A 17,165-nucleotide genomic window follows, 5' to 3' on the forward strand; every position below is an offset into this window, starting at 1 on the left:
CATATCTTTTTATAGAGACTTTTGTAGAAAATTTGGTATGATAATAAAAACGGTGCCTGAAAAAGTCATTATTATATCATAAATTATAAGTCTAGAAACTTTTTTATTCATAAAAAGTACTTATCAAGATTATTCTAATTTCGGAGACCGAGATTAATTTCTTTTGGAGGAGCATTATTATGTTGAATAAATTGAAGCTTTGGAAGGACAAAAATCATTCTTCCAATCTCCGAGAGCGAATAATAGCTATTCGTAATCAGCAAGTTCCATCACACGTAGCCATCATCATGGATGGAAATGGAAGATGGGCAAAGAAACGCGCTTTGCCTAGGATAGCTGGTCACCATGAAGGAATGAAGGTCGTACGGAAGATTACTAAATTAGCGAATGAGCTTGGAATTAACACGTTAACTCTCTATGCTTTTTCAACAGAAAATTGGAAGAGACCCAAAAATGAAGTGGACTATCTAATGAAGCTTCCTGAAGAATTTTTAGGTACCTTTCTACCTGAATTAATCGACGAAAATGTTCAAGTGAAAATGATTGGCTACAAAGATAAATTACCTGAGCACACAAGAAGATCAATTGAAAAAGCAATGAATGAGACACAGAATAATACAGGGTTAATTCTAAATTTTGCGCTAAACTATGGCAGTCGTGCGGAAATTTTGGAGGCTGTAAAACGCACGGTGACAGACTGTAAAAGCGGGATAATGGATATAAATGAATTAAATGAAGATCTATTCTCAAACTATTTGATGACCAAAGGCTTAGAAGATCCAGATCTCTTAATACGGACAAGTGGGGAAATTCGCTTAAGCAATTTTATGTTATGGCAGCTCGCTTATACAGAGTTCTGGTTTACAGATGTTTTATGGCCAGATTTTGAAGAAAAGCACCTATTGGAAGCCATCGAGGTTTTTCAAAATCGTCAAAGAAGGTTTGGCGGTGTTTAGGGCCTTAACCACAAAAGGAAAGAGCATTCATTTTCTTTCAAAAATGTATCGAAGTAAGAATCAATAGATGAAGCAAAGGTGTTGAAAATAATATATGAAGCAAAGGATTATTACAGCGGTAATTGCAGCTGGAATTTTCTTGCCAATAGTTGTATTTGGTGGGATTCCTGTTATTATCGTTTCTTATTTATTAGCTTCTGTTGGTCTATATGAATTATTAAAAATGAGGAAGATCTCTCTTTTATCCATTCCCGGAATCATATCATTGATTATACTTTGGATCATATTAATTCCATCACGGTATATGTTTATTTGGGATCATATCCTGTTTTCAAAAGTTGAAGTGATACTTTTTGCTATTTTTTGCTTCTTAGCTTATACCGTAGCGACTAAAAATCGATTTACTTTTGATGATGTGGCCTTTTCTCTTTTAACTGTTTTATATGTAGGAGCAGGGTTCTATTATTTTGCTGAAACAAGGGATGCACATAATGGATTACAATATCTTTTTTATTCTTTGTTTATTATGTGGGCGACAGATTCCGGAGCTTATTTTTTTGGAAGAGCCTTGGGCAAACGTAAGCTTTGGCCTGAGATTAGTCCAAATAAGACAGTGGAAGGATCAATAGGAGGAATATTGTCAGCTCTTGTCGTAGCCATTTTATTTGCTCTATTTTCTGATATTGATCATTCATTTCTTACTATCATGATTGTGACAGTTGTTGCATCTGTATTTGGTCAAATTGGTGATTTAGTGGAATCGGCATTTAAACGTCATTATCATGTGAAGGATTCAGGTAAAATTCTTCCTGGACATGGTGGGATATTAGATCGAATGGATAGTTTATTATTTGTGTGGCCTTTATTGCATATATTACACTTTATCTAGTGAAGGAAAAGCTAACTCGTTTTAAAATATAATGGGTACTATTAAAATCAAATTCTTATTGATATTAAGGTGCTAGCGTTTTCCCATTTTGGAGATGATATTAATGAAACATATTAGTTTATTAGGTGCGACGGGATCTATTGGCACGCAAACTTTAGATATTATCAGGGAGCATCCTGAAGAGTTTTCACTAGTGGGCATTTCAGTCGGAAGAAATTTGGAATCAGCAAGAAAGATAATCGATGAATTTCAACCAGAAGTGGTTTCAGTGTTAGAAAAATCTGATTCAGATCGGTTAAAAGCTGAATTTCCTTTCATTTCGTTCTATAATGGAATGGAAGGCCTAACAGAAGTGGCTGTATATGATAAAACGGATATGATGGTGAATGCCGTAATCGGGAGTGTTGGGTTACTGCCAACCCTTCAAGCGATTGAAGCAAAAAAAGCAGTGGCACTAGCAAATAAAGAGACATTAGTGACAGCGGGACATTTAGTCATGGATGCTGCACAGAAAAACGGTATTCAGGTTCTCCCGATTGATAGTGAGCATTCTGCCATTTTTCAAGCCCTGCAAGGAGAGCAAGAAAAAAATATAGAACGATTAATCATTACAGCTTCTGGCGGGAGTTTTCGCGATCGAACAAGAGAGGAATTAAAACATGTTACCGTAAAAGAAGCACTCAATCATCCAAATTGGTCCATGGGTGCGAAAATTACGATTGATTCTGCTTCGATGATGAATAAAGGACTTGAGGTGATCGAAGCACACTGGCTATATGGAATTGAATATGAGAGAATAAATGTTCTTCTTCATAAGGAAAGTATCATCCATTCGATGGTAGAATTTCATGACAGCAGCATCATTGCTCAACTGGGGACACCAGATATGCGGATTCCCATTCAATTTGCTCTATCCTATCCGGACCGTTTGCCACTTCATTCAGCGAAAAGACTCAATCTTGCTGATGTTGGATTATTGCATTTTCAGGAAATGGATTTAGAAAGATTTCGTTGTTTAAAATTTGCCTATGAGGTAGGAAAAGCCGGAGGAACACTTCCAACGGTAATGAATGCAGCAAATGAAGTTGCGGTCGCTCTCTTTCTAAATGAAAGAATAACTTTCTTACAAATCGAGGATTTGATTGAAAAGGCGATTTCTACTCATGATAATATTGAAAATCCAGACCTTTCAACTATTCGAGAGGTAGATCAACAAACAAGACATTACGTAAAAACACTTCTATAAAAAAGGTGGTCATATTTTGAGTACAGTCATTGCCTTTATCGTTATTTTTGGGGCGTTAGTATTTTTTCATGAATTAGGACATTTTATTTTTGCTAAAAGAGCTGGAATCCTTTGTCGTGAATTTGCGATTGGAATGGGTCCAAAGGTCCTTTCATTTAAAAAGGGTGAAACCGTCTATACGGTGAGACTATTGCCAATTGGAGGCTTTGTCAGAATGGCGGGGGAAGACCCAGAAATGGTAGAAATCAAACCAGGATTTCGCGTTGGACTTTTATTTGACCAACAAGACCATGCTAATAAAATTATTTTAAATAATAAAGAAAAGTTTCCCAATGCCAGAGTAATCGAGGTTGAAAAGGCTGATATTGAGCATGAATTGTTCATCCAAGGATATGTGGAGGGTGAAGATGAAGAGGAAACACTTAAAACCTTTCCAATCAGCCGCGATGCTGTGCTCATTGAAAACGGAGTTGAAACACTTATTGCTCCATATGACCGACAATTTGCTTCGAAAACCCTTGGTCAAAGAACAATGACAATCTTTGCTGGTCCAATGATGAACTTTATCTTGGCATTCGTAGTCTTTGTCCTGATTGCCTTATTACAAGGTATGCCCACGAATGAGCCAGTTCTTGGAAAATTGACTCCTGATGGCGTTGCCCTTGATGCCGGCTTTAAGCAAGGGGATATTGTCCAAAGCATTAATAAAGCTGAAATATCTGAATGGACTGATGTTGTGGAAATCATTCAGAAAAGCCCAAATAAAGAATTAAATTTTGCTATTGAAAGAAATGGAAAGGAAATAAATATTCCCGTAACACCTGAAGAAAAGGTTGTCGACAAGGAAAAAATCGGTGTAATTGGTGTGTACAGTCCAATGGAGAAATCACCTTTAAAGTCATTAACCTATGGAGTTAGCGAAGTCTATAATTGGACAAAAGATATCTTCGGAATGCTTGGAAAACTCGTGACGGGTCAGTTTTCCATTGATGCCTTATCAGGTCCAGTGGGCATTTATGTGTCAACAGATACAGTGGCTAAAAGTGGAATTTATTATTTAATGAAATGGGCAGGTGTCTTAAGCATCAACCTTGGGATTATGAATCTATTGCCAATTCCTGCATTAGACGGTGGTCGCTTGTTGTTCTTTGCAATTGAAGGACTTAGAGGAAAACCAATTGACCGTCAAAAGGAAGGAATGGTCCATTTTATTGGTTTTGCTTTACTCATGCTGCTGATGTTAGTTGTTACATGGAATGATATTCAAAGATTCTTTCTTTAATGAATAGCAGCATTTGACCTTGAAATTAACGATTTACTCAAGGCCAAATGCCGCTTTTTTCGAGCAATCCTTTTTTTATTGTTTTTACTACTATTCGAATAGATGTTATGATGTGAAAATACATGTTGATTTTTTATGAAGCAAAAATGAGGTGCTAATTTAATGAAACAGAGTTCGATGCTTATCCCTACTCTACGTGAGGTTCCAGCAGATGCAGAAATTAAAAGCCATCAGTTGCTACTGAGAGCGGGTTTTATCAGACAAAATGCTAGCGGGGTATATAGCTATATGCCACTTGCTATTAGAGTGTTAAAAAAAATAGAGAAAATCGTTCGAGAGGAAATGGAGGCAGCAGGTGCTGTTGAGCTATTAATGCCTTCATTAGTTTCAGCTGAGGCTTGGCAGGAGTCTGGCCGTTGGTATACATATGGACCTGAGCTTATAAGATTAAAGGATCGTCATGATCGCGACTTTGTCCTTGGTCCAACCCATGAGGAAGTGATCACGCAATTAGTGCGCGACGAGGTAAAATCATATAAACGCTTGCCTCTAACATTATATCAAATTCAAACAAAATTTCGCGATGAGAAACGACCACGATTTGGGCTGCTTCGCGGGCGGGAATTTATCATGAAGGATGCCTATTCCTTCCATTCTTCACAGGAGAGCTTAGATAAGGTTTATCAGGATCTTTTTCAGGCTTATTCTCATATTTTCACTCGTTGTCAGTTGAATTTCAGAGCAGTTATTGCGGATTCTGGAGCAATGGGTGGAAAGGATACTCATGAGTTCATGGTTTTATCGGAAATCGGCGAGGATACAATCGCTTACTCTGATACATCCGATTATGCGGCGAATATTGAAATGGCTCCGGTGATGACGAAGTATGAAAAAAGCAACGAGCCCGTTAGAGATTTAGAAAAGGTGAAAACGGAAAATCAAAGAACAATAGAAGAAGTATCTTCCTTCCTTCAGGTAAAAGCAGAACAATGTATTAAATCATTATTATTTAAAATTGATGATCAGTTCGTCTTGGTGCTTGCACGTGGTGATCATGATATCAACGATATTAAACTTAAAAACTTATTTGAGGCCGGCTCTGTTGAATTAGCAACACCAGAGGAAGCAAAGGAAGTATTGGGCTGTGCTGTAGGTTCTTTAGGTCCTATCGGAGTGGAAAATGTTGAAATCGTTGCAGATCACGCTGTAGAAGCCATTGTGAACGGAGTTTGTGGTGCAAATGTTGAGCATTATCATTATCTTCATGTCAACCCAGAACGAGATTTTGCAGTGAAGCAATATGCTGATCTTCGTTTCATTCAGGAAGGGGATGTATCTCCTGATGGACAAGGAAAGATTCTCTTTGCAAAAGGAATAGAAGTCGGTCATGTGTTTAAGTTGGGAACACGTTATAGTGAAGCGATGAATGCGACTTATTTAGATGAAAACGGCCGGGCTCAACCAATGATTATGGGCTGTTATGGAATCGGAGTTTCTCGTACCATGGCTGCTGTTGCCGAACAGTGCAATGATGAAAAGGGCCTTGTATGGCCAGTAAATATTGCGCCATTTGATCTTCATCTTATTGCGGTGAACATGAAGGATGAGGCACAAGCTTCTTTAGCAGAGGAATTATATGCGGAATTCTTGAAAAATCATTTTGAAGTATTGCTTGATGATCGCGTTGAAAGACCTGGTGTTAAATTTGCCGATTCTGATTTAATCGGCTTACCAATCCGGATAACGGTTGGAAAGAAAGCTCAGGAAGGTATAGTTGAAGTGAAGGTCCGAAAAACAGGAGAAATGCAGGAAGTTCATAAAGATCATCTAATCGATATGATTACTAATCTTATGGTAACATTATAATAGAGTGAAAAAGCGGGTTCCGTTACACGGAACCCGCTTTTTAAAAATTCATGAATTTGGTTGGATTTTCTATTGCATGAAATGATATTGGATTCGACACTTATGATATAATGACGTAGTTCAAAAAAATTTTTAAGTGAGAAGAGATAAAAGAGGGGGAGAGAGACGAATGAACGATTTCGCCGGATCAAAAGAGCGATTTCAACTCTTGCTCCAGCAGTTGAATTTAACTGATGATTTTTATGTTCCACATTTTCAAAATGCGAGCATTCAAAAGGTTTTAGTTGAGAAGAAAGAAAGAAAATGGCATTTTCAATTTCAAATGCAAAAAATCTTACCAAATCGGATTTTTGAGCAATTTCATGTTCATCTAAATCAGGCATTTTCCCATATTGCGAATATTTCTTTTACGATTGATGTGCTCGATAAACAAATTTCTGACAACTTGGTTTTGGATTATTGGAAAACATGTATTCAAGAAATTGAAGGGATTTCACCGCCTATTATTAAACTACTTAATGAGCAGCACCCAAAAATCCAAGGTCATAGAATAACGATTGATGTTAATAACGATTTAGAAGCTATGGCAATCAAAAATAAATACTCGTACCCCATCATTCATGCCTATCAGTCCTTTGGATTTCCTTCTCTTGCCATTGATACGGAAATAAAAAAAGAGGCTTCCTCTAATAAGGCATATGAGCGTTTTCTTGAAGAAAAGGCAAAAGAGGACCAAGAAAGAGGCCTCCAAGCATTACTTGAATTAGAGAGAAAATCTGAAGAAATAGCATCTGGTGGGGAAGAGCAACAAGGACCGTTAATGATTGGCTTAACCATTAAAGATGATGCTGATTTCAGAAAACTTGAAGAAATCGTGGATGAGGAAAGAAGAATTGCGATTGAGGGCTATGTATTCAGTGCTGAAACGAAGGAGCTTCGAAGTGGTCGAACGTTATTAACCTTTAAAATCACGGATTACACTAGTTCCATTATGGTTAAAATGTTTTCTCGCGATAAAGAAGATGCGGCAAATTTCCTACGTGTGAAAAAGGGGATGTGGCTTAAAGTTCGTGGAAGCATTCAAAATGATACCTTCGTTCGTGATTTGGTCATGATTGGGAATGATGTAAACGAAATAAAACCAATTGAAAGAAAAGATACAGCTCCTGATGGAGAGAAAAGAGTTGAGCTTCATCTTCATACTCCTATGAGTCAAATGGACGCTGTAACTCCGGTAAGCACATTAGTGGCTCAAGCGAAAAAATGGGGACATAGAGCAATTGCCATCACGGATCATGCGGTTGCACAATCCTTCCCTGAAGCCTATGGAGCAGGGCAAAAGAATGATATTAAAATCTTATACGGGTTAGAGGCAAATCTAGTAGATGATGGTGTTCCAATTGCCTATAATGATGCTCACCGTTTACTTGCATCAGACACTTATGTTGTATTCGACGTGGAAACAACAGGTCTTTCAGCTGTATACAACACGATTATTGAGTTAGCTGCAGTTAAAATACACAATGGAGAAATTATCGATCGTTTTGAATCTTTCGCTAATCCTCATCATCGACTTTCTGCAACAACGATTGATTTAACAGGGATTACAGATGAAATGGTTGAAATTGCACCTGATATTGAGATCGTGCTAAAGAAATTTCAAATTTGGATTGAGGATGCCATTCTTGTTGCTCATAATGCCTCATTTGATATGGGATTTTTCAATGTTGGTTTGAAAAAAATTGGACAAGAAAAGGCGACCAATCCAGTAATTGATACTCTTGAACTTGCTCGTTTCCTTTATCCAGAAATGAAGAACCACCGCTTAAATACACTTGCTAAGAAATTTGATGTGGATCTAACCCAACACCATAGAGCGATTTATGATGCAGAAGCCACTGGTTATTTGCTATTAAAAATGCTTAAGGATTCGGAGGAAAAAGGGATTGAGTACCATGATCAGTTTAATGATAATATGGGGAAAGGAAAGGCTTATCAAAGATCCCGCCCCTATCATTGTACATTGCTTGTCCAAAATGATGTGGGATTAAAGAATCTTTTTAAGCTCGTCTCATTGGCACATATCAATTATTTCTATCGCGTTCCACGCATTCCGCGCTCTCAATTGCAAAAATACCGAGAAGGAATTATTGTCGGATCTGGCTGCGACAAGGGCGAGATTTTTGAAGGAATGATGCAAAAAGCACCGGAAGAAGTCGAAGAAGCAGCTAATTTCTATGATTATATCGAAGTTCATCCAAAAGAAATCTATGCTCATTTAATTGAATTAGAATTAATTCGCGATGAAAAAGAATTAGAAGATATCATCGGCAATTTAGTAAAATTAGGGGAGAAATTATCGATTCCCGTTGTGGCAACAGGAAATGTCCATTATTTAAACGAAAATGATAAAATTTATCGAAAGATCTTAATCAACTCTCAAGGTGGAGCGAATCCGTTAAATCGACATAAGCTCCCAGACGTTCATTTTCGGACAACAAACGAAATGCTTGATGCTTTTTCATTTTTAGGAGAGGAAAAAGCAAAGGAAATTGTTGTCACCAACACCAATAAAATCGCCGATATGATAGATAACGTGAAACCCATTAAAGATGACCTTTATACCCCAAGAATTGAAGGCGCGGAAGAAGAAATGCGCAGTATGAGCTATGAGATGGCAAGAAAAATTTATGGCGACCCACTTCCTGAAATCGTTGAGGCTAGACTTGAGAAAGAGTTGAAGAGTATTATTGGACACGGATTCGCTGTTATTTACTTGATTGCGCATAAGCTTGTGAAAAAATCATTAAATGATGGCTACTTAGTTGGTTCTCGGGGTTCTGTTGGTTCCTCTCTAGTAGCAACGATGACAGAAATTACGGAAGTCAATCCATTGTCGCCACATTATATCTGTCCAAACTGTAAGAACTCAGAATTCTTTAATGATGGGTCAGTTGGTTCAGGATTTGACTTACCAGATAAGGATTGTCCAAAATGTGGGTCGACCTATAAAAAGGATGGACATGATATTCCATTCGAGACCTTCCTTGGCTTTAAAGGGGATAAGGTACCTGATATCGATTTGAATTTCTCTGGTGAATATCAACCACGAGCCCATAATTATACGAAGGTCCTCTTTGGTGAAGACTACGTTTATCGTGCAGGAACGATTGGTACCGTGGCAGATAAAACGGCATTTGGCTATGTAAAGGCCTATCAGCAGGATAATAATTTACAAATTCGTGGTGCAGAAATAGAAAGATTGGCCTCTGGATGTACAGGTGTGAAACGGACGACTGGCCAGCATCCAGGTGGAATCATCGTGGTTCCAGATTATATGGAAATTTACGATTTTTCGCCTATTCAATTTCCTGCAGATGATAAGAATTCAGAGTGGAGGACGACGCATTTTGACTTCCACTCCATCCATGATAATATTTTAAAGCTTGATATTCTTGGACACGATGATCCGACGGTTATCAGAATGCTGCAGGACTTGAGCGGGATTGATCCAAAGACGATCCCAACGGATGATCCAGAAGTAATGAAAATCTTCAGTGGTCCAGAGACACTTGGAGTAACTGAAGAACAAATCATGTGTAAAACCGGGACCCTTGGTATTCCTGAATTTGGAACTAGATTCGTTCGACAAATGCTAGAAGATACAAAACCTACGACATTTTCTGAACTCGTGCAAATATCTGGTCTTTCTCATGGTACGGATGTTTGGCTTGGAAATGCTCAAGAACTTATTCAAAATAAAACTTGTACTTTAAGTGAAGTAATCGGATGTCGTGACGACATTATGGTTTACTTAATCTATCAAGGATTAGAGCCGTCCTTCGCATTTAAAATCATGGAATCCGTCCGTAAAGGAAAAGGATTGTCTGATGAAATGGAAGCGGAAATGAGAAAGAATGAGGTTCCTGAGTGGTATATTGATTCTTGTAAAAAAATCAAGTACATGTTCCCGAAAGCTCACGCGGCAGCCTATGTTTTAATGGCTGTTAGAATTGCCTATTTTAAAGTACATCATCCGCTTTTATATTATGCAGCCTATTTTACAGTTCGTGCTGAGGACTTTGATATCGAAGCGATGGTCAAGGGTAGTCATGCGATAAAAGCAAAGATCGAAGAAATAAATGCAAAAGGGCTGGATGCTTCAACGAAAGAAAAGAATTTGTTAACCGTCTTAGAATTGGCGTTAGAAATGTGTGAACGTGGTTTTTCTTTTAAAAAGGTGGATTTATATCGTTCGAGTGCTTCTGAATTTACCATTGATGGAAATACATTGATTCCGCCTTTTAATTCCATTCCAGGACTTGGAACGAATGCAGCGATTAATATCGTTAAGGCTAGAGAACAAGGGGAATTCCTTTCAAAAGAAGATTTACAACAACGAGGAAAAGTTTCCAAAACAATCCTTGAATATCTCGATAATCACGGCTGTTTAGTAGATTTACCAGAACAAAATCAGCTATCCCTATTTTAAAGAAAAAGAGTGATAGCAATTGGTCAAAACAGGGAAATTGCCGGCTGCGTTTGCATTAAATATTTGGTTATGGTATAGTTTTATTGGAAATACTAAGAATAACTCTCGTTTTTAAGAGTGGGGAAACCCGCTCTTTCGTATTTTGTAGGCAATTTTACATATCAAGCTCGTTTGATTTTAGTAAATATTCGAAATGGAAATTGATGAAGGTTTGGAGGGATACGATGAGTAAAGTGACGGAAATTGTTGAAGACTTAGTTATTCCTATTTTAAATGAGCTAAATCTAGAATTAGATAATATTGAATATGTGAAAGAAGGAAAAGACTGGTTCCTTCGCGTATTTATTGATAAAGAAACAGGTGTCGACATCGAAGAATGTGGAATTGTCAGTGAAAAGTTAAGCGAGAAATTAGATGAAATAGATCCAATTCCATATAATTATTTTTTAGAGGTTTCTTCACCAGGTGCAGAACGTCCTTTGAAGAAAGAGAAGGATTTCGAAAAGGCTATTGGAAAAAATATATTGATAAAATTATATGAACCATTAAATGGTGAAAAAACTTTTGAAGGCATTTTAAAGGAATTTAATGGGGAAACCGTCATCCTTGAAGTAAAAATAAAAACAAGGAAAAAAATAGTGAAAATTCCATTTGAAAAAATCGCCAAAGCTCGTTTAGCCATTACTTTTTCATAAATCGTGAGAAAAAAAGCTAGTAATTGTATAGAAAATGAAGGGGGATACAAAAATCATGAGCAGTGAATTAATAGATGCTCTAACCATGCTTGAAAAAGAGAAAGGCATTTCACGTGATGTAATCATTGAGGCAATTGAAACAGCACTAGTATCTGCATATCGCCGAAACTTTAATCAAGCACAAAATGTTCGCATTGATTTAAATTTAGGCGTAGGAACGATGAGAGTATTCGCTCGTAAGGAAGTCGTGGATGAGGTGTTTGACCCACGATTAGAAATTTCTCTTGTAGATGCTCATAAAATCAATCCAAACTATCAACTAGAGGATGTCGTTGAATTAGAAGTAACACCAAAGGATTTTGGCCGAATTGCCGCACAAACAGCAAAGCAAGTTGTGACACAACGCGTGAGAGAAGCAGAAAGAGGAATTATTTATTCTGAATTTATTGATCGTGAAGAAGACATCATGACTGGGATTGTTCAACGTCAAGATGCAAAATTTATTTATGTTAGTTTAGGGAAGATTGAAGCCATTCTCCCTGCAAATGAGCAAATGCCTAATGAACATTATAAGCCACATGATCGCATTAAGGTGTTTATTACAAAAGTCGAAAAAACGACCAAAGGTCCGCAAATTTTTGTTTCAAGAACCCATCCTGGTTTATTAAAACGACTCTTCGAAATCGAAGTTCCAGAAATTTATGATGGGACAGTTGAAATTAAATCTGTTGCAAGAGAGGCAGGAGATCGTTCAAAAATCTCTGTTCATTCTGATAAACCTGAGGTAGATCCAGTAGGTTCATGTGTTGGTCCAAAAGGAACTAGAGTTCAGGCTGTTGTTAATGAACTAAAAGGCGAGAAAATTGATATCGTCAAATGGTCTGAGGATCCGGTTGTATTTGTTGCAAATGCTTTAAGTCCTTCTAAAGTATTAGATGTCATAGTAAACGAGGAAGAAAAAGCAACAACTGTAATCGTTCCGGATTATCAATTATCATTAGCCATTGGAAAAAGAGGTCAAAATGCAAGATTAGCAGCAAAATTAACAGGCTGGAAAATTGATATTAAATCGGAAACGGATGCAAGAGAGGCTGGAATTTATCCACGCGAAGAAGGTATTCTTTCATTTGATGACGAAAAAGCAGATGATGCTGATTTAGAATTCAATTTATTAGATGAGACTGAATGAAGGATAGGTGAATGATCGTGAACACTCGAAAAAAAGTTCCTTTGCGAAAATGTGTGGCAACAGGTGAAATGAAGCCTAAAAAAGAACTTGTTCGCATCGTTCGCTCAAAAGATGGCATTGTTTCAATTGATTTATCTGGGAAAAAATCTGGTCGTGGGGCGTATCTTTCTAAAGACAAAGATGTAGTATTACAAGCAAAGAAGAAAAATATTTTAGCGAACCATTTACAAGTCCCAATAAGTGATGCAATATATGATGAGCTCTTAGAGATTATCGAGAAGGAGAACCGACTTCCAAATGAAAGATAACCGGTGGATGTCATTGCTTGGCTTAGCAAATCGAGCGCGTAAAATCATTTCAGGAGAAGAGCTTTCCATTAAGGAGATTCAGCGTGGGAAAGCGAAACTCATTTTGTTATCAGCAGATGCTTCTCCTAATACTACTAAAAAAGTGACGGACAAATGCAATTTCTATCAGGTTCCTTTTAAAACGGTTCAAGACCGATTTCTTCTGGGGCAAGCGATAGGAAAGGATGCTCGTGTTGTAGTAGCTATTTTAGACAATGGATTTGCCAAAAAACTTTTAACGTTGCTCGATTAATATTATCGGGGGTGAAAATATGAGTAAAATGCGAGTGTACGAATTCGCGAAAAAGAAAAATGTCTCCAGTAAGGACGTAATCGCAAAACTGAAAAGTATGAATGTTGAGGTTTCTAATCATATGACAACAATTGAAGAAGATACGATTGAAAAACTAGAAAGTTTATATAAGAATGATAAAAAAGAAGTTGCAGTAAAACAAGAAAGAGATCATAAACCGGTGCAAAAGGTTCAACCAAAGGTAGAATTGAAGCAAAAAGCAAGTGCTTTTGAGGACGATGACGAAAGAAATATTGCTCCAACAAAGGAAAAGGTTAAAACATCACCTAAAAATAAGCCCACTCAAAATTCCGGATCAAAAGAAAATAAAGTATTTAATAAAAATAAAGCAAATAAAAACAAGCATCAACAAAAAGGAAAACATCAAAATCATCAACCACAACAAGTTCAGCCACAAAAGAAAAAAGAAAAAGAGCTACCGGCAAAAATCACTTTTAGTGAATCTCTAACAGTAGCAGAGCTTGCGAAGAAGCTTCACAGAGAACCATCTGAATTGATTAAAAAGCTCTTTATGCTTGGTGTAATGGCTACGATTAACCAGGACCTTGACAAAGATGCGATTGAATTAATCGCTGCAGATTATGGGGTTGAGGTTGAAGAAGAAATCAAAATCGATGTGACGGATCTAGAGGCTTATTTTACAGAAGATGAAACAAAGGATTTGGTGGAAAGACCATCAGTTGTCACCATCATGGGCCACGTTGACCATGGGAAAACGACATTACTTGACTCGATTCGAAACACGAAGGTAACCGCTGGAGAAGCAGGTGGAATTACGCAGCATATTGGTGCCTATCAAGTTATTGAAAATGGAAAGAAAATAACCTTCCTTGACACACCAGGACATGCAGCGTTTACAACCATGCGGGCACGTGGTGCGCAAATTACGGATATTACCATTCTTGTTGTGGCTGCAGATGATGGTGTCATGCCTCAAACAATCGAAGCCATCAATCATGCTAAGGCAGCAGAGGTTCCGATTATTGTGGCGGTTAACAAAATTGATAAACCAACAGCAAATCCAGATAGAGTGATGCAAGAATTAACGGAATATGGTCTTATTCCAGAGGCGTGGGGTGGAGATACCATTTTTGTTCCCCTATCAGCACTAACTGGAGAAGGTATTGATAATTTGCTTGAGATGATCCTATTAGTAGGTGAAGTAGAAGAATATAAAGCAAATCCTAAGCGTAAGGCACTTGGTACGGTGATTGAAGCACAATTGGATAAAGGACGAGGTTCAGTCGCAACTTTACTTGTACAAAATGGTACCCTTCATGTTGGAGACCCAATTGTTGTCGGAAATACGCATGGACGTGTTCGTGCGATGGTCAATGATTTAGGACGCCGTGTGAAAGAAGCAGGTCCATCTACTCCTGTGGAAATCACGGGTCTTAATGAAGTGCCACAAGCAGGAGACCGTTTTGTGGTTTTCGAAGATGAGAAAACAGCACGTCATGTTGGTGAAGTCCGTGCCAACCTTGCACTACAAGCTCAAAGAAGTGAAAAAACAAGAATCAGCTTAGACAATTTATTTGAACACATGAAGCAAGGGGAAATTAAAGAACTTAATCTAATCATTAAAGCAGACGTTCAAGGTTCAGTTGAAGCTTTAGCATCCGCCCTTCAAAAAATTGAAGTGGAAGGTGTTAATGTAAAAATTATTCATACCGGCGTAGGTGCTATCAACGAATCAGATATTACTCTTGCAGCTGCTTCAAATGCAATTGTGATTGGATTTAACGTCCGTCCTGATAATAATGCAAAACGAGCTGCGGATGAAGAAAAAGTTGAAATCCGCCTACACCGAATTATTTACAAAGTCATTGATGAAATCGAATTGGCAATGAAAGGGATGCTCGATCCTGAATTTGAAGAGAAAATCATTGGTCAGGCAGAAGTTCGTCAAACCTTCAAAGTTTCTAAAGTTGGAACCATTGCTGGTTCTTATGTAACAGACGGGAAAATTACTCGTGATAGCGGAATCCGTTTAATTCGTGATGGTGTCGTTATTTTTGAAGGGGAAATCGATGCATTAAAACGCTTTAAAGACGATGCCAAAGAAGTAGCCCAAGGCTATGAATGTGGAATTACGATTAAAAAATTCAATGATATCAAAGAAGGCGATGTTATTGAAGCATATATTATGGAGGAAGTGGAACGTTAATGGTAGTTGGTTTAGCTACCTGTGAGTGCTTGATTTATGAAGCTCACTCTTTAAAGGACAAAAGAGCCGTACTTCAAAGAATCTTAATGAGACTGAAACAGAAGTACAATGTTTCTGTGTCGGAGGTTGATTATCAAGATTTATGGCAGCGAACGAAAATTGCGATTGTTGCCGTAAGCTCTTCTCAAGTTTCAACTGAGAAAGAATTAACGAATGCACTAAATCTAATTGATTCCTTTCCGGAAATTGAACGAACGATAACGGAATGGGAATGGATATGAATGAAAAGGATGGGGCTAGAACTCCATCGAAAAGAATATACGTATCGCACGATAAAGAGGTGATATTTATGAGCCTAAGAGCTAATCGTGTTGGTGAGCAAATGAAGAAAGAGCTAGGGGATATTATTGGTAGAAAAATTAAAGACCCCCGTATCGGCTTTGTGACTGTTACAGATGTCCAAGTAACTGGTGATCTCCAACAAGCAAAAGTATATATTTCTGTTTTAGGTGATGAAGAGCAACGAGAAAATACGTTAAAGGGACTGGCAAAAGCGAAAGGCTTTATCCGTTCAGAAATTGGACAACGTATTCGCTTACGTAAAACACCTGAAATCATTTTTGAATTTGATGAATCAATTGATTATGGAAATCGAATAGAGTCACTTCTCCATCAAATTCATAAAAACGAGGATTAAGGTAAAGGCATTAAAGAATAATAAGAGGCTGACCCATGTTAGTCTCTTTTTTTCAATTGGAGGATGAAGATGGAAGGAATTTTACCATTATTTAAACCTAAAGGGATGACATCACACGATTGTGTCTTTAAACTGCGAAAGATGCTAAGAATCAAGAGGATTGGTCATACAGGGACATTGGATCCTGAGGTAGATGGTGTGCTTCCAATTTGTATTGGAAGAGCAACCAAGGTGGCAGAGTACATAACGGATGCGGGCAAAGAGTATATTGGAGAAGTAACCTTGGGCTTTTCTACGACAACAGAGGATGCTACAGGAGAAATGGTTGAGAAGAAATATCTTCAAGAAAACATAAAAAGGGAACAAATTCTTTCCGTATTTAAGAATCTTACAGGAGAAATTTCTCAAACTCCTCCGATGTTCTCTGCTGTGAAAGTGAAGGGAAAAAGATTATATGAATATGCGAGAGAAGGTAAAACAATAGAAAGGCCCTCACGATTGGTCACGATTTATTCCATGGAACTACTAGATGGCCGAACGGTTTTTGAAGGGAAGACAATTTCCTTTCGTTTTCGAGTTGCCTGCAGCAAAGGAACGTATATTAGAACGCTTGCAGTGATGATAGGGGAGGAATTAGGATATCCTGCTCACATGTCACAGCTAACAAGAACACGTTCAGCCTCATTTACCCTTGACGATTGTTTGACACTAGAAGAGGTAGCTAAGAAAATGGATCTAGGCACTTTCATCAATGAGTTGCGCCCACTTGAATTTGCGTTAACTCATTTGCCGAAATATCAAATAAATGATAAAGTAGCAGAGAAAGTAAAAAATGGAGCCGTTCTTCAAATTCCGGAAGGCTTGGAGGATGAAGATGGTCCTATATTGATTGAAACCTCTACTGGAACGGCTTTGGCAGTCTATCAAAAACATCCAAGCAAAATAGGTTTAATGAAGCCAACAAAGGTCTTGCGAAACGATCAATGTTAAGTTAAACCTGAAAGTATGAAGAAAAGGTGAGTAGCT

14 protein-coding genes are annotated in these 17,165 nt (G+C 37.8%); all 14 read left to right on the forward strand.

Annotation, left to right across the window (positions count from 1 at the left end):
- Positions 1-179: 179 nt before the first annotated feature.
- The 14 genes from ACE38V_RS07555 (at position 180) to truB (ending at position 17,129) form a co-directional block, all read left to right on the forward strand.
- Positions 180-956, forward strand: coding sequence for an undecaprenyl pyrophosphate synthase (locus tag ACE38V_RS07555; protein ID WP_375840607.1), 777 nt, complete (start codon positions 180-182; stop codon positions 954-956).
- Positions 957-1,050: 94 nt separating this feature from the next.
- Positions 1,051-1,845, forward strand: coding sequence for a phosphatidate cytidylyltransferase (locus ACE38V_RS07560; RefSeq protein ID WP_375840608.1), 795 nt, complete (start codon positions 1,051-1,053; stop codon positions 1,843-1,845).
- 103 nt (positions 1,846-1,948) lie between these two features.
- On the forward strand, positions 1,949-3,091 hold the full coding sequence (gene dxr / locus ACE38V_RS07565; protein ID WP_375840609.1) for a 1-deoxy-D-xylulose-5-phosphate reductoisomerase: 1,143 nt from the start codon (positions 1,949-1,951) through the stop codon (positions 3,089-3,091).
- Positions 3,092-3,107: 16 nt separating this feature from the next.
- Positions 3,108-4,373, forward strand: coding sequence for an RIP metalloprotease RseP (gene rseP, locus ACE38V_RS07570; protein ID WP_375840610.1), 1,266 nt, complete (start codon positions 3,108-3,110; stop codon positions 4,371-4,373).
- 162 nt (positions 4,374-4,535) lie between these two features.
- Complete coding sequence (locus ACE38V_RS07575) at positions 4,536-6,239, forward strand: proline--tRNA ligase (RefSeq protein ID WP_375840611.1); 1,704 nt, start codon at positions 4,536-4,538, stop codon at positions 6,237-6,239.
- 169 nt (positions 6,240-6,408) lie between these two features.
- Positions 6,409-10,731, forward strand: a complete 4,323-nt coding sequence (locus ACE38V_RS07580; protein ID WP_375840612.1) for a PolC-type DNA polymerase III — start codon at positions 6,409-6,411, stop codon at positions 10,729-10,731.
- A gap of 224 nt (positions 10,732-10,955) precedes the next feature.
- The gene (gene rimP / locus ACE38V_RS07585; RefSeq protein WP_375840613.1) at positions 10,956-11,426 is read left to right on the forward strand and encodes a ribosome maturation factor RimP; all 471 of its coding nucleotides are present in this window, start codon (positions 10,956-10,958) and stop codon (positions 11,424-11,426) included.
- 55 nt (positions 11,427-11,481) lie between these two features.
- On the forward strand, positions 11,482-12,615 hold the full coding sequence (gene nusA, locus ACE38V_RS07590) for a transcription termination factor NusA (protein ID WP_375840614.1): 1,134 nt from the start codon (positions 11,482-11,484) through the stop codon (positions 12,613-12,615).
- Between the two features lie 17 nt (positions 12,616-12,632).
- On the forward strand, positions 12,633-12,923 hold the full coding sequence (gene rnpM / locus ACE38V_RS07595; protein ID WP_375840615.1) for an RNase P modulator RnpM: 291 nt from the start codon (positions 12,633-12,635) through the stop codon (positions 12,921-12,923).
- Positions 12,913-13,215 carry a YlxQ family RNA-binding protein gene (locus ACE38V_RS07600; RefSeq protein WP_375840616.1) on the forward strand — a complete coding sequence of 101 codons (303 nt, stop codon included), beginning with the start codon at positions 12,913-12,915 and terminating at the stop codon, positions 13,213-13,215. The genes rnpM and ACE38V_RS07600 overlap by 11 nt, the downstream gene beginning before the upstream one ends.
- 19 nt (positions 13,216-13,234) lie before the next feature.
- The gene (gene infB, locus ACE38V_RS07605; RefSeq protein ID WP_375840617.1) at positions 13,235-15,442 is read left to right on the forward strand and encodes a translation initiation factor IF-2; all 2,208 of its coding nucleotides are present in this window, start codon (positions 13,235-13,237) and stop codon (positions 15,440-15,442) included.
- Complete coding sequence (locus tag ACE38V_RS07610) at positions 15,442-15,723, forward strand: DUF503 domain-containing protein (RefSeq protein WP_375840618.1); 282 nt, start codon at positions 15,442-15,444, stop codon at positions 15,721-15,723. Before infB ends, ACE38V_RS07610 begins: the two co-directional genes overlap by 1 nt.
- 68 nt (positions 15,724-15,791) lie before the next feature.
- The gene (rbfA, locus tag ACE38V_RS07615; protein ID WP_375840619.1) at positions 15,792-16,139 is read left to right on the forward strand and encodes a 30S ribosome-binding factor RbfA; all 348 of its coding nucleotides are present in this window, start codon (positions 15,792-15,794) and stop codon (positions 16,137-16,139) included.
- Between the two features lie 69 nt (positions 16,140-16,208).
- Positions 16,209-17,129 (forward strand): tRNA pseudouridine(55) synthase TruB, encoded by a 921-nt coding sequence (truB, locus tag ACE38V_RS07620; protein WP_375840620.1) that lies wholly within the window; start codon positions 16,209-16,211, stop codon positions 17,127-17,129.
- Positions 17,130-17,165 lie beyond the last annotated feature (36 nt).

This window comes from Cytobacillus sp. Hz8, from assembly GCF_042263505.1.
Classification (GTDB): Bacteria; Bacillota; Bacilli; order Bacillales; family Cytobacillaceae; genus Bacillus_BE.